The organism is Hirschia baltica ATCC 49814 (assembly GCF_000023785.1).
Classification (GTDB): Bacteria; Pseudomonadota; Alphaproteobacteria; order Caulobacterales; family Hyphomonadaceae; genus Hirschia; species Hirschia baltica.
Genome location: NC_012982.1, coordinates 2,321,063 through 2,336,038, shown reverse-complemented (window position 1 = coordinate 2,336,038; position 14,976 = coordinate 2,321,063). Strand labels below are relative to the sequence as shown.

10 protein-coding genes, 1 tRNA gene and 2 rRNA genes are annotated in these 14,976 nt (G+C 45.4%); all 13 read left to right on the top strand.

What is annotated here, in order from left to right:
- The first annotated feature begins 18 nt into the window (after positions 1–18).
- Positions 19–2,790: ribosomal RNA gene (locus tag HBAL_RS10975) — 23S ribosomal RNA — on the top strand.
- 266 nt (positions 2,791–3,056) lie between these two features.
- Positions 3,057–3,171 (top strand): 5S ribosomal RNA (gene rrf / locus HBAL_RS10970).
- Between the two features lie 162 nt (positions 3,172–3,333).
- Positions 3,334–3,410: transfer RNA gene (locus HBAL_RS10965), tRNA-Met, on the top strand.
- Positions 3,411–3,796: 386 nt separating this feature from the next.
- Positions 3,797–4,459: a PepSY-associated TM helix domain-containing protein gene (locus HBAL_RS10960; protein WP_015828013.1), complete on the top strand. Its 663-nt coding sequence runs from the start codon at positions 3,797–3,799 to the stop codon at positions 4,457–4,459.
- 10 nt (positions 4,460–4,469) lie between these two features.
- Positions 4,470–4,985: a DUF2271 domain-containing protein gene (locus tag HBAL_RS10955; protein WP_407635711.1), complete on the top strand. Its 516-nt coding sequence runs from the start codon at positions 4,470–4,472 to the stop codon at positions 4,983–4,985.
- A gap of 23 nt (positions 4,986–5,008) precedes the next feature.
- Positions 5,009–5,824 (top strand): DUF4198 domain-containing protein, encoded by an 816-nt coding sequence (locus HBAL_RS10950; RefSeq protein WP_015828011.1) that lies wholly within the window; start codon positions 5,009–5,011, stop codon positions 5,822–5,824.
- A 92-nt stretch (positions 5,825–5,916) separates the two neighbouring features.
- Positions 5,917–6,777, top strand: a complete 861-nt coding sequence (locus HBAL_RS10945; protein ID WP_015828010.1) for an FAD:protein FMN transferase — start codon at positions 5,917–5,919, stop codon at positions 6,775–6,777.
- A 167-nt stretch (positions 6,778–6,944) separates the two neighbouring features.
- Positions 6,945–9,281, top strand: a complete 2,337-nt coding sequence (locus HBAL_RS10940; protein WP_233356675.1) for a TonB-dependent receptor domain-containing protein — start codon at positions 6,945–6,947, stop codon at positions 9,279–9,281.
- A gap of 234 nt (positions 9,282–9,515) precedes the next feature.
- Positions 9,516–9,953, top strand: a complete 438-nt coding sequence (locus HBAL_RS10935; protein WP_015828007.1) for a hypothetical protein — start codon at positions 9,516–9,518, stop codon at positions 9,951–9,953.
- Positions 9,954–10,133: 180 nt separating this feature from the next.
- Positions 10,134–12,269 carry a TonB-dependent receptor gene (locus HBAL_RS10930; RefSeq protein WP_233356674.1) on the top strand — a complete coding sequence of 712 codons (2,136 nt, stop codon included), beginning with the start codon at positions 10,134–10,136 and terminating at the stop codon, positions 12,267–12,269.
- 64 nt (positions 12,270–12,333) lie between these two features.
- On the top strand, positions 12,334–13,722 hold the full coding sequence (locus HBAL_RS10925; RefSeq protein ID WP_083773152.1) for a PepSY-associated TM helix domain-containing protein: 1,389 nt from the start codon (positions 12,334–12,336) through the stop codon (positions 13,720–13,722).
- A gap of 508 nt (positions 13,723–14,230) precedes the next feature.
- Positions 14,231–14,617 carry an STAS domain-containing protein gene (locus HBAL_RS10920; protein WP_149037408.1) on the top strand — a complete coding sequence of 129 codons (387 nt, stop codon included), beginning with the start codon at positions 14,231–14,233 and terminating at the stop codon, positions 14,615–14,617.
- A complete protein-coding gene (locus tag HBAL_RS10915; protein WP_041301545.1) occupies positions 14,610–14,975 on the top strand; it encodes a response regulator in 366 nt (121 codons plus the stop codon). The genes HBAL_RS10920 and HBAL_RS10915 overlap by 8 nt, the downstream gene beginning before the upstream one ends.
- Position 14,976: the final 1 nt, after the last annotated feature.

Below are 14,976 nucleotides of genomic sequence, written 5' to 3'. Positions count from 1 at the left end.
GCATGGGTATTGTTGAGTGATCAAGCGTCAAAAGGGCATTCCGGGAATGCCTTGGCAGTATGAGGCGATGAAAGACGTGGCACGCTGCGATAAGCTGTGGGGAGGTGCGAGCAACCTTTGATCCATAGATTTCTGAATGGGGAAACCCATCTCAGATTTAGTGGTTTTAAGCATGACCTTAGGGTGGTGTTTGGATCTACTAATTCATAAACGAGATACTTTAACCTGAATACATAGGGTTAAAGAGCGAACGCGGGGAACTGAAACATCTCAGTACCCGTAGGAAAGGACATCAACCGAGACTCCGTTAGTAGTGGCGAGCGAACGCGGACCAGGCCGAGCTTTGAAATAAACTGAATTGGATGGAAAGCCAAACCATAGTGGGTGATAGTCCCGTAAGTGTAAAATGATAAGCCGTTAGAGTAGGGCGGAACACGTGAAATTCTGTCTGAACATGGGGGGACCACCCTCCAAGCCTAAGTACTCCATACTGACCGATAGTGAACAAGTACCGTGAGGGAAAGGTGAAAAGCACCCCGACGAGGGGAGTGAAACAGATCCTGAAACGGAATGCCTACAAGCAGTGGGAGCTCTTCGGAGTGACCACGTACCTTTTGTATAATGGGTCAGCGACTTAGTCTCACAAGCAAGCTTAAGCCGATAGGTGTAGGCACAGGGAAACCGAGTCTGAATAGGGCGTCGAGTTTGTGGGATTAGACCCGAAGCCAGGTGATCTAGTCATGTGCAGGTTGAAGGTGCAGTAACATGTACTGGAGGACCGAACCCTTGAGCGTTGAAAAGCTCTGGGATGACGTGTGACTAGGGGTGAAAGGCCAATCAAACCTGGTGATAGCTGGTTCTCCGCGAAATCTATTTAGGTAGAGCGTCGTACGAATACCGTAGGGGGTAGAGCACTGGATGGGCTATGGGGACTCACCGTCTTACTGATCCTAACCAAACTCCGAATACCTACGAGTAATATACGGCAGACACACTGCGGGTGCTAACGTCCGTAGTGAAGAGGGAAACAACCCTGACCACCAATTAAGGCCCCCAAGTAACGGCTAAGTGGAAAAGCATGTGGAAATGCTGAAACAACCAGGAGGTTGGCTTAGAAGCAGCCATCCTTTAAAGAAAGCGTAACAGCTCACTGGTCAAGCGTTTCTGCGGCGAAAATGTAACGGGGCTAAAGCCGTTCGCCGAAATTGTGGACATGTAAATGTGGTAGCGGAGCGTTCTGTAAGTCTGTGAAGGTCAATCGTGAGGTTGGCTGGAGATATCAGAAGTGAGAATGCTGACATGAGTAGCGACAAAGCGGGTGAGAGACCCGCTCGCCGAAAGTCTAAGGTTTCCTGCGCAATGTTAATCAGCGCAGGGTTAGTCGGCCCCTAAGTCGAGGCAGAAATGCGTAGACGATGGGAATCAGGTTAATATTCCTGAACCAGGTGGTAGTGACGGATTGTGGAAGTTGTGTGCCCTTATTGGATTGGGTATGCCGCCAAGCAGTTCCAGGAAATAGCTCCACCATTAGACCGTACCCGAAACCGACACAGGTAGACAGGCAGAGCATGCCAAGGCGCTTGAGAGAACGATGTTGAAGGAACTCGGCAAATTACACGCGTAACTTCGGGATAAGCGTGCCTCTTTGGGTAATTCCAGAGAGGGTCACAAACTAGGGGGTGGCGACTGTTTATCAAAAACACAGGGCTCTGCGAAGTCGCAAGACGACGTATAGGGTCTGACTCCTGCCCGGTGCCTGAAGGTTAAAAGGAGGGGTGCAAGCCTCGAATTGAAGCCCAGGTGAACGGCGGCCGTAACTATAACGGTCCTAAGGTAGCGAAATTCCTTGTCGGGTAAGTTCCGACCTGCACGAATGGAGTAACGACTTCCCCACTGTCTCCAACATCGACTCAGCGAAATTGAATTCCCCGTGAAGATGCGGGGTACCCGCGGTCAGACGGAAAGACCCCGTGAACCTTTACTCTAGCTTTACAATGGCATTATCGATGGCATGTGTAGGATAGGTGGGAGACTATGAAACCAGAGCGCCAGTTCTGGTGGAGTCGTCCTTGAAATACCACCCTTGTCCTCGATGATGTCTAACCGCGGTCCCTTATCGGGATCCGGGACCTTGTATGGTGGGGAGTTTGACTGGGGCGGTCGCCTCCTAAATCGTAACGGAGGCGCGCGATGGTAGGCTCAGAACGGTCGGAAATCGTTCGACGAGTGCAATGGCATAAGCCTGCCTGACTGCGAGACTGACAAGTCGAGCAGACACGAAAGTGGGTCATAGTGATCCGGTGGTCCTGTGTGGAAGGGCCATCGCTCAACGGATAAAAGGTACTCCGGGGATAACAGGCTGATGATGCCCAAGAGTCCATATCGACGGCATCGTTTGGCACCTCGATGTCGGCTCATCACATCCTGGGGCTGGAGCAGGTCCCAAGGGTTTGGCTGTTCGCCAATTAAAGTGGTACGTGAGCTGGGTTCAGAACGTCGTGAGACAGTTTGGTCCCTATCTGCCGTGGGTGTAGGAAGTTTGAGAGGATCTGTCCCTAGTACGAGAGGACCGGGATGGACATACCTCTGGTGGACCTATTGTGGCGCCAGCCGCAGTGTAGGGTAGCTATGTATGGACGGGATAACCGCTGAAAGCATCTAAGCGGGAAACCTCCCTCAAAACTAGACTTCCCTGAGAGCCGTCGTAGACTACGACGTCGATAGGCCAGGTGTGGAAGCGTAGCGATACGTGAAGCTAACTGGTACTAATTGCTCGATCGGCTTGATCCGATACATACCCATGCGTGGCGAAGAATATGCCAGTGCATCGCTCGAAAAAGTGATCTTTACTTTTTCTGCGAAGATGTACGAAACATAAAAACTAGCTAAATACTGACTAACCATCAGTGCTCGGAGCGTAACGCACTCCGCAAAACAAATCCGGTATCTTAATGATACCAATCATCAAAAACATAATATGTGATTATGGTCTGATACTTAGTTTTACTCCTAACTACCAACAATAGTTAGGAGATCTCATTGTTCGATTTTATTGAACTGGTGATTATTGCGAGAATTCCCCACCCGATCCCATCTCGAACTCGGTCGTTAAGGTTCTCTGCGCCGATGGTACTGCGTCTTAAGGCGTGGGAGAGTAGGTCGTTGCCAGTTCTATAAAGTCGAACAATGTTATTACGTTCGTAAGAAACCTCCTTCATGGTCCTGAAATTCAGGGCAAAACGGCTTTGTCCTTTCTAGTCTAGGCTAGCTAGGTGAAGCCGTTTTTTAATGTCTACTTTTATGATCGCGAGGCATCATAAATATTATAATTGATGCGGGGTGGAGCAGCCCGGTAGCTCGTCAGGCTCATAACCTGAAGGTCGTTGGTTCAAATCCAACCCCCGCACCCAATTTATTCCAAACATAAAAATTACAAACACTCAACCACCCTAACGGGTGGTGTTTGCGTTTGTGGTTAACCATAGAATGGACAGAGGTGGGAGTGATGCGCATTGAAAGGCATACTTTCCAGTGTCCAACATAAATGAGTTTTATCACCAGTCTATAAGCTGAAAATGGAATCGATAAACTATAGTCAAAACGCCCTTAGTGAGGACAAAGATAGGACGTCAATTAAAAACAAAATAAGACGAATTAGGGTGATTTATGCAATATTCAATTTAAGGACAAAGCTATCTTTTTTTACAGCCTGCACATGAGAACAAGTTGCAGAATTAGTCAGAAGTGATAAACAGATTTAAACGTCCTCTTTATTATGAATTGCTGACTTGTATACATGAATGTTCCTATCTTAACTCAAGATCTGAAAGCCAAGAAATCGGCACGGAAAAAGGCCTCCAATTTCTGGAAAAAGCAGGCGCGTATTTGGCACTGGATTTCAGGCGCGATTTGCCTGATCGGAATGCTGTTATTTGCGGTAACAGGTATCACGCTAAATCACGCAGCTGATATTAAAACGACTCCAAAAATTTCGAATGCTGCCGTTACTTCAGACGAAGCTATGATGGGAAGTGTGCGCGCATTACCTCTTGAAGGTGAGAGCGTGCTTCCAAAAGACTTAGTTCGATATCTGCGACGGGAATTAAACGTCAATACAGCGGGACGCAGCGCAGAATTAACCGATATTGATATCTATGTTGGTTTGCCGCGTGCGGGCGGCGATGCATGGCTGGCTATCGATCGAGAAACGGGATTGGTCGAATATGAGTCGACATCTCGTGGTGCGATCTCCTATCTCAATGATTTGCACAAAGGCCGCAATACAGGAACAGTTTGGGCAGTGTTTCTGGATGTGTTCTCAATTGCGACAATTTTCTTTTGTTTGACGGGCCTGTGGCTGCTTCAGATCCACTCTAAAAAACGTGCCATCACATGGCCGCTTACAATAGGCGGGTTGGCTGTGCCAGTCGTCATTCTTTTCTTTTTTGCACATGGATAATAACATGAAAATGAAACTTACACTTTCAGGAATAGGCCTAGCACTTAGTGCAGGTTCTGCACACGCTGAAGGGCTAGAGGTGAATGTAGAACTGCCTCGCTTTAATGTGGCAGAATATCATAAGCCTTACGTTGCTATCTGGATTGCGAACGCAGATCACTCAGTCGCGGCGAATCTCTCTGTCTGGTATCAGCAAGAAGACGGACCTGAGGGTGAAGGTGAAACGTGGCTAAAAGATATGCGTCAGTGGTGGCGACGTTCTGGGCGTTCTTTGGATTTGCCAATTGATGGTGTGTCTAGCCCCACACGCGCACCTGGCCAGCACACGCTACACTTTACAAATGAATCCGCTCAGCTGGCTGACTTGGAAGCAGGTGATTATGTGCTTTGCGTCGAAGCTGCGCGAGAAGTGGGTGGTCGCGAAGTTGTAAAACTACCTTTTACTTGGAAATCAGACGCTAGCCAAAGTGTGTCAGTTTCAGGTGAAACTGAGCTTGGAAATATTTCTCTCAATATCGAACCGTAAATAAGGTCAAAGGAAACAAAGACATGAAACTTAGATTGAAACCTCTACTCATGGCCGCAGCAATCGGTCTAGCTGTTTCTCCAGCAGCTCAGGCGCACAGAATGTGGATATTGCCATCGACGTTTACACTTTCAGGTGACGAGCAAATTGTAACACTTGATGGTGCTATCTCAAACGATCTGTTCTTCCCAAACCACGTGGCTATGAATTTGGACAATGTTGTGATTACAGCTCCAGACGGTTCGCAAAGTAAGCCAGAAAATGGGTGGAAGGGTGAAATCCGGTCTACATTTGACCTGAAGCTGGACCAACAGGGCACTTACAAAGTGGCAGAGCTGGGCGATTTTTTCTTTGCTTCTTGGAGTGAGGGTGACGAAAAAAAACGTAAACGTGGCAGTTGGGAAATGTTCGAAAAAGAAGGTATTCTGGCTAAAGAAGGTGTGGAGTTGTCTAGTTCTGCGCGCCGTTCGGAAACTTTCGTGACATTGGGCGCACCTACTGAAACCGCATTTAAAGTGACGGGTGTAGGAATAGAAATGATTCCCATCACACACCCCAATGATGTGTATCAAGGCGAAGAAGCTTCCTTTACATTTCTCGTCGATGGTAAAGCTGTCGCTGACTTGGAAGTGACGATTGTGAAGGGAAATGACCGTTACCGCGATGTGATCAACGAAGTGAAGGTCAAGACGGATAAAGATGGAGTAATCAAATTTACCCCAGAAGTTGCTGGCCGTTACTGGATGTCAGCTAGCTCTCGTAAGCCTGGTGAAAAGATGGGGCAGGAAATGATGTTGAGAAGCGGCTATTCCGCAACTTTTGAGGCGTTAATTCCCTGATTGATATTCAGCCTCTGATTTTTAATCAGTTAAAAAAAGAACATGTAATTCTTCCTGAAGGACAGTCGCGACTGGACCTTCAGGGAGAGACTATGGGAACAAACTGGTCAGCAAAGATATACCTGCCGGCAAATATCAGTGAGACAGAAATCGTCCAATGTCTCAATCTGGTGTTTACTGATTATATAAATGTGTTCAGCCTCTGGGAGCCTCGCGCATTTATCAGTCGTTTTAATGCTGCTTCAGTGGGTGTTGTGTTGGACGTGCCTGATTTGTTTCAGTCTATATGGCAGGCAGCTATAGAGATAAAGCAACAAACAGGCGGCGCTTTTAATCCCTTTTGCTTCGATGAAATTTCCAATCGAGGGTTCAATCCTTCGGTTGAGATGCAACTTGATACCGCGGCGAGCTATGTTGGTAATCCATTTCCGCTTGGTCAAGGTGTGATTGCCAAGACTGATTGTCCCCAGATTGATCTCAATGCGATTGCAAAAGGCGCTGCTGTGGATGCCATGAGCAATGAATTGCGTCGGTTGGGGTGTGTATCTTTTCTCGTTGAAATTGGCGGTGAGTTTTCTGCTCAGGGCCTAAAAGAGGATGGTCAACCTTGGTGGGTTGATATTGAAACTCCTATACCTGCAGGAATATTGCATCGTGTTGCTTTGTCGGGGTTTTCGGTCGCGACGAGTGGTAATACGCATAAACAAAATTTGAGAAGGAATGATATCAATTTGGGTCATATCCTTTTAACGGAACACAGCGTTGATGCTTTTAAATCCGTATCGGTTTTGCATCCCCACTGTATGTATGCAGACGCATGGGCAACTGCATTATATGCATCTCCAGAGACCGCTGTAGAAAGGGCTAATTCTCATGAATTAGCTGTTATTTTCCAGTTCCCATCTGGTGAAATATCTTATTCTGAGATGCTAAAAAGACACTTTGTAAACTAATTAAAATCCTAACATTTATTTTATGAGAATAATTCTTATTAGCTGTTGTGTTTGATAACCAGTACTTCTAGTAATTTTGAGAATCAATTGCAATAAATGTAGGGTAAAATGAAAAAAAAAGTTTTTGGGGATATACGGCACTTAGTAGCGCTGTAATGGCGAGCTTTATGGTGGGGCAAACTGCTTTTGCTCAGGATGGATCTCAAGGCGAGGTAAGTGATACATCGGCTGAACGCGAAATGCGGATGAGCGAAGTCGTTGTGACTGCTGCGGGGTTTGAACAAAAGATAGTAGATGCACCAGCTAGTATTAGTGTTGTAAGTGAACAAGAACTGAAAGTGCGCCCTTACTTAACACTTATAGACGCTGTTCGTAATCTTGAGGGGGTAGATGTCGGAGAAACGGCAGATAAAACAGGGCAGCGCACGATCAGCATACGGGGTATGGGGTCAGATTACACATTGGTGTTGATAGACGGAAAACGCCAGAATAATCACGGCGATATTTATCCCAACAATTTTGGTGGTAATCAGTTTAATCATATTCCACCTCTGGATACGATTAAACGTATTGAGGTGATCCGGGGGCCGGCATCTACATTGTATGGGGCGGATGCATTGGGTGGTGTGATCAACATCATCACAAAAAAAGTATCAGACAAGTGGAGTGGTTCAGCGACTTTCGGGCGTAGCTTGCAAGAAAACGATAGCTTTGGGGATGACATAACATTTGACTTCGGACTGAACGGACCTTTGGTTGCCGACAAGCTAGGCCTTAGCTTACGCGGCTCGATATATGAGCGCTTGGCGTCTCAGCCTGACTTTGTTCCCGCTGTAGATCCGTCTGGAGAAACCCACGTCAGAAGTTTTGGTTTTGGTGGTGGCGGAAGCACCGTTGATAGCACAAATAAGACAGCAGGATTTTCATTAAGTTGGACACCGACAGACAATCAAAGTTTGGTGCTTGATTATGATATATCCCGCCAAGTTTATGATAATACACCGATTTATAATCCTGAAACAGGTGATATAGCCTATCCTTTGGGGACGTTGGACGGCATTGACACTATTTGGCGAACTTCGGGCGGAATCGTTGCGCCTCGAGTAGGCTACGCCCAAGAACAATCATTTGACAGAGACAATTGGTCTCTTACCCATCAAGGGGAATGGGGCTTTGGTACGAGTTTTGTCTCTCTTGCATATGTAGATACCAATAATAATGGCCGTACGCTTCCGTTTGCAGTGGGCGAGCGCCTATTATTGCAAGAAATCTATGATGGAACAGGTGATTACGCTGGACTATCAGAAGATGAGCGTCGCCAGATAGCAGCTGATACTTTTCTTCCTCGTGACAAGCGGACACTTGAAAGCAGTCAATATACACTTGATGTTAAGTTCGACATTCCAGTTGCGAACGTGGTAGGCGATCATCACTTTGTGGTGGGCGGTCAGGTTATTGACGGTGAACTAGAAGATGGTGTTTTCGGATTGGAAGATACTGTTGATGGTTTGCAAGCGGTACAAGAGCAAAAACAATGGTCTTTATTTGCTGAAGACAACTGGTCACCGATTGAGAAATTGACCATTACGGGTGGTATTCGTTTTGATAACCATGATGTGTTTGGTGAGCACACAAGCCCGAGGCTTTATGGTGTTTATAACATATCTAATGAATGGACACTAAAAGGTGGTGTGAGCACAGGCTATAAAACACCCAAAACAACAGACCTTTACGATGGTATTACTGGCTTTGGTGGTCAGGGGACAAGTCCATGGACAGGAAACCCAGAGTTAGAGCCTGAAACAAGTGTGAATAGCGAGATCGCTGTATATTGGAATTCTCAGTCCAAAGGGCACAACTTCAATATCACATATTTCCAAAATGATTTTGAAGATAAGATTTCCTCTACAACTGTGACGCAAACTTGTGAGGAAACAGGTGGTGTGCGTCCATGTGCTAATCTTGGAACTTATGCAACAATTCTTGGTGTTGGTAGCTTGCGTCAGCCAATCAATATTGACAAAGCCAAGGTTAAAGGAGCTGAAGTTGCGGGTAAATATGAGATCTTAGATAGTCTCAGTGTACGCGCGAACTACACTTACACAGATAGTGAGCAATTGAGTGGTTCAAATGAAGGTTTGCCGCTTACCAACACAGCTAAGCATATGGGGAATGCGACTCTGGATTGGAGTATAACTGATGAGATTAGCGCGCAGCTATCTTATGAGACGCGGTCTAAGCGTTATCGCGGTGTAAATACTGTAACAGGCAAGCACCTCTACTATAAAGACTATAGTGTTGTGAATCTTGGTGGTCAGTATCGATTGAATGAATTTGTGACATTCAGTGCGCGTATCAACAACTTGCTCGATGAAGATTTTACTAGTTACCAAACGGACTTCACAGACAATGGCGATGGCACATGGGAAGCCAGCTATGAAGATGACTACAACAATAAAGATAAGGCTCGTAGTTTCTGGATCAGCGTCGGCGCTCGCTTCTAGTTTGATCCTTTAAATGTATTATTAGCCCCCTAAAATAGGGGGCTAATGACCACAATGACTTTACAATCTTGGTTGATATAAAGCTTGGCCATGACGTCTGGTTACGGTCAGATTACTCTTTGTTATCTATAGAGTAATTGTAGAATCCTTTAAAAGAGAATTTTGATATATTGCGTCTGAATACTCATTTGTCGCACTTGCGGAAATAAGATCATTCATGCATGCAATCTCGTCATGATGGGAATAAGTACAACACGGAAATCTATAAGATTGGTCTTTAGCGCATTGGCGTTAATGGCGGTGTTTGTACGTGCGGTGATACCTACTGGCTATATGCTTTCGATGGAGAAGGCTTCTCTTGGCAATCTTTTCCCTATCACTGTTTGTCATGGTGATGGGACGACCTCAGATACTGTTTTTCTGGATTTTCAGACTGGGAATCTTCTAAGTAGTGACACTCCGATCCCGTCTCCTGAAAAGGATGATAGTGGGACGTCAGCCTGTACTTTGTTGGCTATGTCAGGTCACGGGACAGAGCCTGATTTGGTATCTGTGCTCATCGCACCTAGAACAAAGGAAATGCTTGTTTCTCCCAAACCAGCATTTGTCGTGCCGGGCCAAGGTCTTGCCGCTCCACCGCCTCCAGCACGTGGTCCACCGATATTGATTTAAAAAGCTGTCCATCACACAAACTTCAATGCTTTGTGTGCTGTTTGCATTCGTTTTTATGACGGTTGCCTGATGGCAAATGGAAAGAGATTAAGGTCTGCCTTTCCAAAAATCACTTTAAATCAATATTCTAATACCTGCTGATTTCACGCAAGGCAGGTTCCCATGGGAATTTTTAATATAATGAAACGCTTTATTCTTCTAAGCATGGCCGCCACTTGTCTGGTGCCAGTTTTAGCACAGGCGCAAGATGTTCAAGATACAATCATTGTAACCGGCCAAAGTAATCTAGATCTAGAAACAAGCATTGCTGGGCGTTTAGGCCTTAGTAATCGCGAGACTCCAGCTATTGTTGATGTTGTGACCCAAACAGACTTGCAACAGCAGGGAGCAAGAACAGCAATAGAAGCATTGAATGCAGCGCCAGGCATTACATCGGGTCATCTTCCTGGTTCTACAGCTTCTGTTTCTATGCGCGGTTTTCACCGTGCTGTGAATTATCTTTTTGATGGTGTGCGTCAGGCCAATTCAGACGCTGGAATGCGAGACTATGACAGTTGGATGTTTGAACGCATTGAAGTCATAAAAGGGCCAGCGTCGGTAACATCTGGAGAGGGCGCGCTGGCGGGGGCCATCAATTTTGTGCCGCGTCAGCCCAAATTGGGTGAAATAGGCGGTGAAGTTTTTGCAAGTTATGGTGATCACGATACGGCGCGTTTTGCTGGTGATTTGAATACACCTATAGGTGACAACATGGCTTTGCGTTCAGATCTTTCATTTGCCAAATCTGGCGGCTGGATTGATGGCACAGATTCCCAAAAAATTGCAGGGCGATTAGCATTTCTGGCGCAGCCAACTGATAAGCTTTCTATCACATTGTCAGCAGATTATTTTGAAGATGAATTCGACACAGCCTATTATGGCACACCAATTGTCTCGTCTGAAATTGCGCGCAACCCCTCCAATGTGGTGTCTGGAAGTGCCGGTCTTGTCCTTGATGAAGAGATGCGTGATGTAAATTTCAACGTTCTTGATGGAGATATGGCGTCAGAAAATACGTGGCTACGCGCGAAGGCTGAATATCAAATTTTTGAAGATTGGACGCTTGTCAGTGATACAAGTTGGTACACGTCTGATCGCCATTGGATCGATGCCGACGAATACACTTTCAATGGTGCAACGGGCCTTGTTGATCGTTATGCGACACATATTACGCATGACCATCAATATTGGAACCAGCGCCTCCATATGGCCTATGATGGAAATTTAGTTGGGCACCGAAATCGTTTCACAGCGGGGTTAGAGGTCAGCGATACTGATTTTTTCACATTGCGTCGTTTTGGTTCAGCGACGAGTGTTGATCCGTTTAATCCAGAACGCGGCGTTTTCCCTCCTGAAGATCCTTCAAATTTTACTTATCAGCAGGATGTAACAGCAGATGTAAAAGCGCTCGCATATTTTATGGAGGATGCGTTTAATATCACAAATGATTGGCTGATTGTTGGGGGTGTTCGGTTGGATAAATTCGAACTGGACCGTCAGGTCATAGATGTGATTTCTGATGACGTCATCAATTATGGGCAAGAGTATGATCCTGTCACTTGGCGTCTAGGAACAGTTTATAATTTAAAACCTCAAACACAGTTGTTTGCCCAATACACACGTGCGGCTACGCCGGTGACAGGATTGTTTTTTATGAGTTCAAGTCGTGCAGATTTTGATGTGTCGACAGGTGATTCCTATGAGGTTGGAATTAAATCTTCGCTCTTTAGAGAAAGCCTGAATGTCACAGCGTCAGTTTTCCACATCACTCAAGATGATATTCTCACGCGTGACCCCAATAATCCAAATATCACGGTTCAAGGTGGTAGTCAGATCTCTGAAGGGGGAGAGCTATCGCTAAATTGGACGCCGACTGATGAATGGTCTGCCAGTTTGAGTGCAAGCCTGTTGAATGCGGAGTTTGATGAACTAATCGAGGGCGGCGGGGGTGATCGTTCTGGAAATCGTCCATCCAATACACCAGAGCAGTTAGCTGATTTTGTGGTTACGTATACGCCAGATGCGCTGCCAATCTCGATTACAGGAGCGGTACGCCACAATGGTGATGCTTTCACCTCTAATGCAAATGATGTGAAATTGGAAAGCTATACGCTTTTAGATGCAGCAGTGTCGTGGAACGCTGAATTTGGAAAATTCACTTTGCGGGGGCGTAATCTTACCGACGAATTTTATGCAAATTGGTCTGGCTATTCTTCAGGACTAGTCTTTGTCGGTGAGCCAAGAAGTTTTGAACTCTCTTACTCACGTTCATTTTGATAATAAAATTGAGAAGAACGGCTCTTCATTGGGGAGCCGTTCGATTTTCTGGAAAGAAATGACAATGAGTGATTCAAAGCTTATTCAGACTAAGGCAGCAAACAGAGCTGTATTGCATCGTGTGATATTCCGGCTGCATTTTTATGCTGGTATTTTAGTGGCACCTTTTGTCCTTATACTGGCGATTACAGGTGCAATTTATCTTTATGTAACTGAAATTGAGGATATAGCTCATCCTGATTGGCGTTTTATAAAAGAAGCAGGGCCGCATCTTCCACCTCATAAGATAATTGAAGGCGCGCTAGCTGCGTTTCCCGATACGGTAGCGACGAGAGTTGATCTTCCTACAGCTCCCAAACGAACGGCGGTCGTTTTTCTAACGCCTGAAATAGGAGAGCCTTTTCGGGTATATGTTGATCCTGTGTCGGGTATTGCGAATGGTTCATTCATATATGGGCAAACGCTAGTTGGTTTCGCAGATCGTATGCATGGTTCACTCCTTATGGGAGAGACGGGCGACCTTATTGTTGAATTGGCATCCTGTTGGACAATTGTGCTTATTCTTACAGGGTTATATTTATGGTGGCCGCGTACGCCAAATAAAGTTTGGGGTGTATTTTTGCCGCGATTGGGCAAGGGTCGCCCATTTTGGCGGGATTTACATGCCTTAACAGGAATTTGGACATCTGGACTTCTGTTATTCCTAATTCTAAGCGGATTGCCTTGGGCTTCCAATTGGGGAGGGTATCTTCAAGGCATAATGACAAGCATGGGTGTTGGTTATCCAGCATCCTATCGTACGCATATGAACCATGATGCGATAGAAACTGACCCTGTACAAACGCTTGCCGAGACGACGCCGGGCATTTCTTGGGCAATGGAACCGGCACCGGCACCGCATTCTGAGCACACTCACAAGATGCCTATTTCAGTAAAAGAAGTTAGCGCTATTTTGGAAGGGGTAGGACTGACAACAGCATATCGCCTATCCCTGCCTAAAGATGCCCATGATGTCTTTACGGCATACACATATCCTGACCAACCAGAAGGTCAACGCACAATACATTTAGACCAATACTCTGGTGAGGTGATCAATAATGTCGGTTTTGCAGACTATGGTATTGGGGCCAAAACAGTAGAGTTGGGCGTGGCGATACATATGGGGAATTACTTTGGAATTCCCAATCAGCTTCTTATGCTTTTTGCTGCTTTGGGGGCGGCGATGTTGTCGCTATCTGGACCGATTATGTGGATGAAGCGGCGCAAAACAGGTTTGGGTGCACCCAAGCCATTGGGATCAAATCAGATGATATGGAGTGTTGCGTTTTTACTTTTGGCGCTTGGAGTAATATTTCCAACACTTGGCATTACAGCACTCATTTTGTTTGTGGTAGAGCGGCTTTTATTGTCTAGAATTGCACCTGTTCGTTCTTGGCTGGGGTTAGCGCAATAGAGAAGAAATTGCTTTGCTGTTTTGCTGGCGCAAGCAAAGTAGAAGAGTTGCTGGGGTGAGTGCTAACTGCTGGGGCGCATGTAATTGATGTCTACAATAATAGTCTCTTAATAACGGCAGTGAGTGAATATTGCATCATAACTTATCGAAAAGATTTGGTGTAAATAGTTCACCAATACAAAATCAATATGTCATTGGTGAATATTGTGTTGGGCGATTTCGAGTACTGGGTTGAATGTAATTCAACGCTAGATCTTTATAGTTTATACACTCGATATACCAAATTTGCTATTTTAAATTCTATAACAAATGGCTTTCGGCAGATTTAGGTTGCCTACAAGTTGCAATATATTGATGTAATTTCTAAAAAATTTAAGAAGAGAATTTCATCGTTAAGTAGTTATTATGACTTTCGCGTTACCTGATAGTTTATGAAAGTTGCTATTTTAGTTACTTTTTGTGCAATTGTTTCTTAAAATGTCAATTTCTCTTTTGAAGAAATGTGGCAGTGCTTGAGAGCGCAAAACTTAAGATTGTGTCGTTTTGTGTTAGCGTCAATTTTAAAGGTTTATGGATCGCTATGGTTGAGGAATTGGCAACGCCGCAATTGGAAAAAATCATTCAATTGGAAAGCCGTCTCACGGGAAGAGCCGTTGACAGTTTGCATTTGTTCTTATTGGAAAAAAGCGGAACAGATGATCCTATCCTCATAGACGCTTCTGAGGTGACGTTGATTGATACCACAGCAATTCAAGTTCTGCTGAGTGCAGAGAAAGAATGCATCAGTCGAGAAAAGCAATTTCAAAATAACAATATGAGCTCCGATTTTATAGGAGCAATGACGACGCTGGGATTAGCCAATGTTGTTGATCGATGGAGAGATGGAAATGTCTAAACGTGTTATGGTTGTCGATGATTCCAAAACAATGAGAGACATGGTTTCCTTTACGCTAAAACGCGAAGGTTATGAAGTCGTAGAAGCTGAGGATGGTATAAGAGCGACTGAAGTTAGCGGTGTCGGCATTTTTGATCTGGTTATAACAGATGTGAATATGCCGCGCAAAGATGGCATAACGCTGACCAAAGAATTGCGAATGAAACCGCAATTTCGCTCAACGCCGATTTTAATCCTAACCACGGAAGCTGATGCAACAAAAAAAGCAGCTGGTAAGGCTGCCGGTGCTACAGGGTGGATTGTAAAACCCTTTGACCCAGATCAGTTGCTTAGCGTTGTAAAGCGCGTCTGTCGCTAGG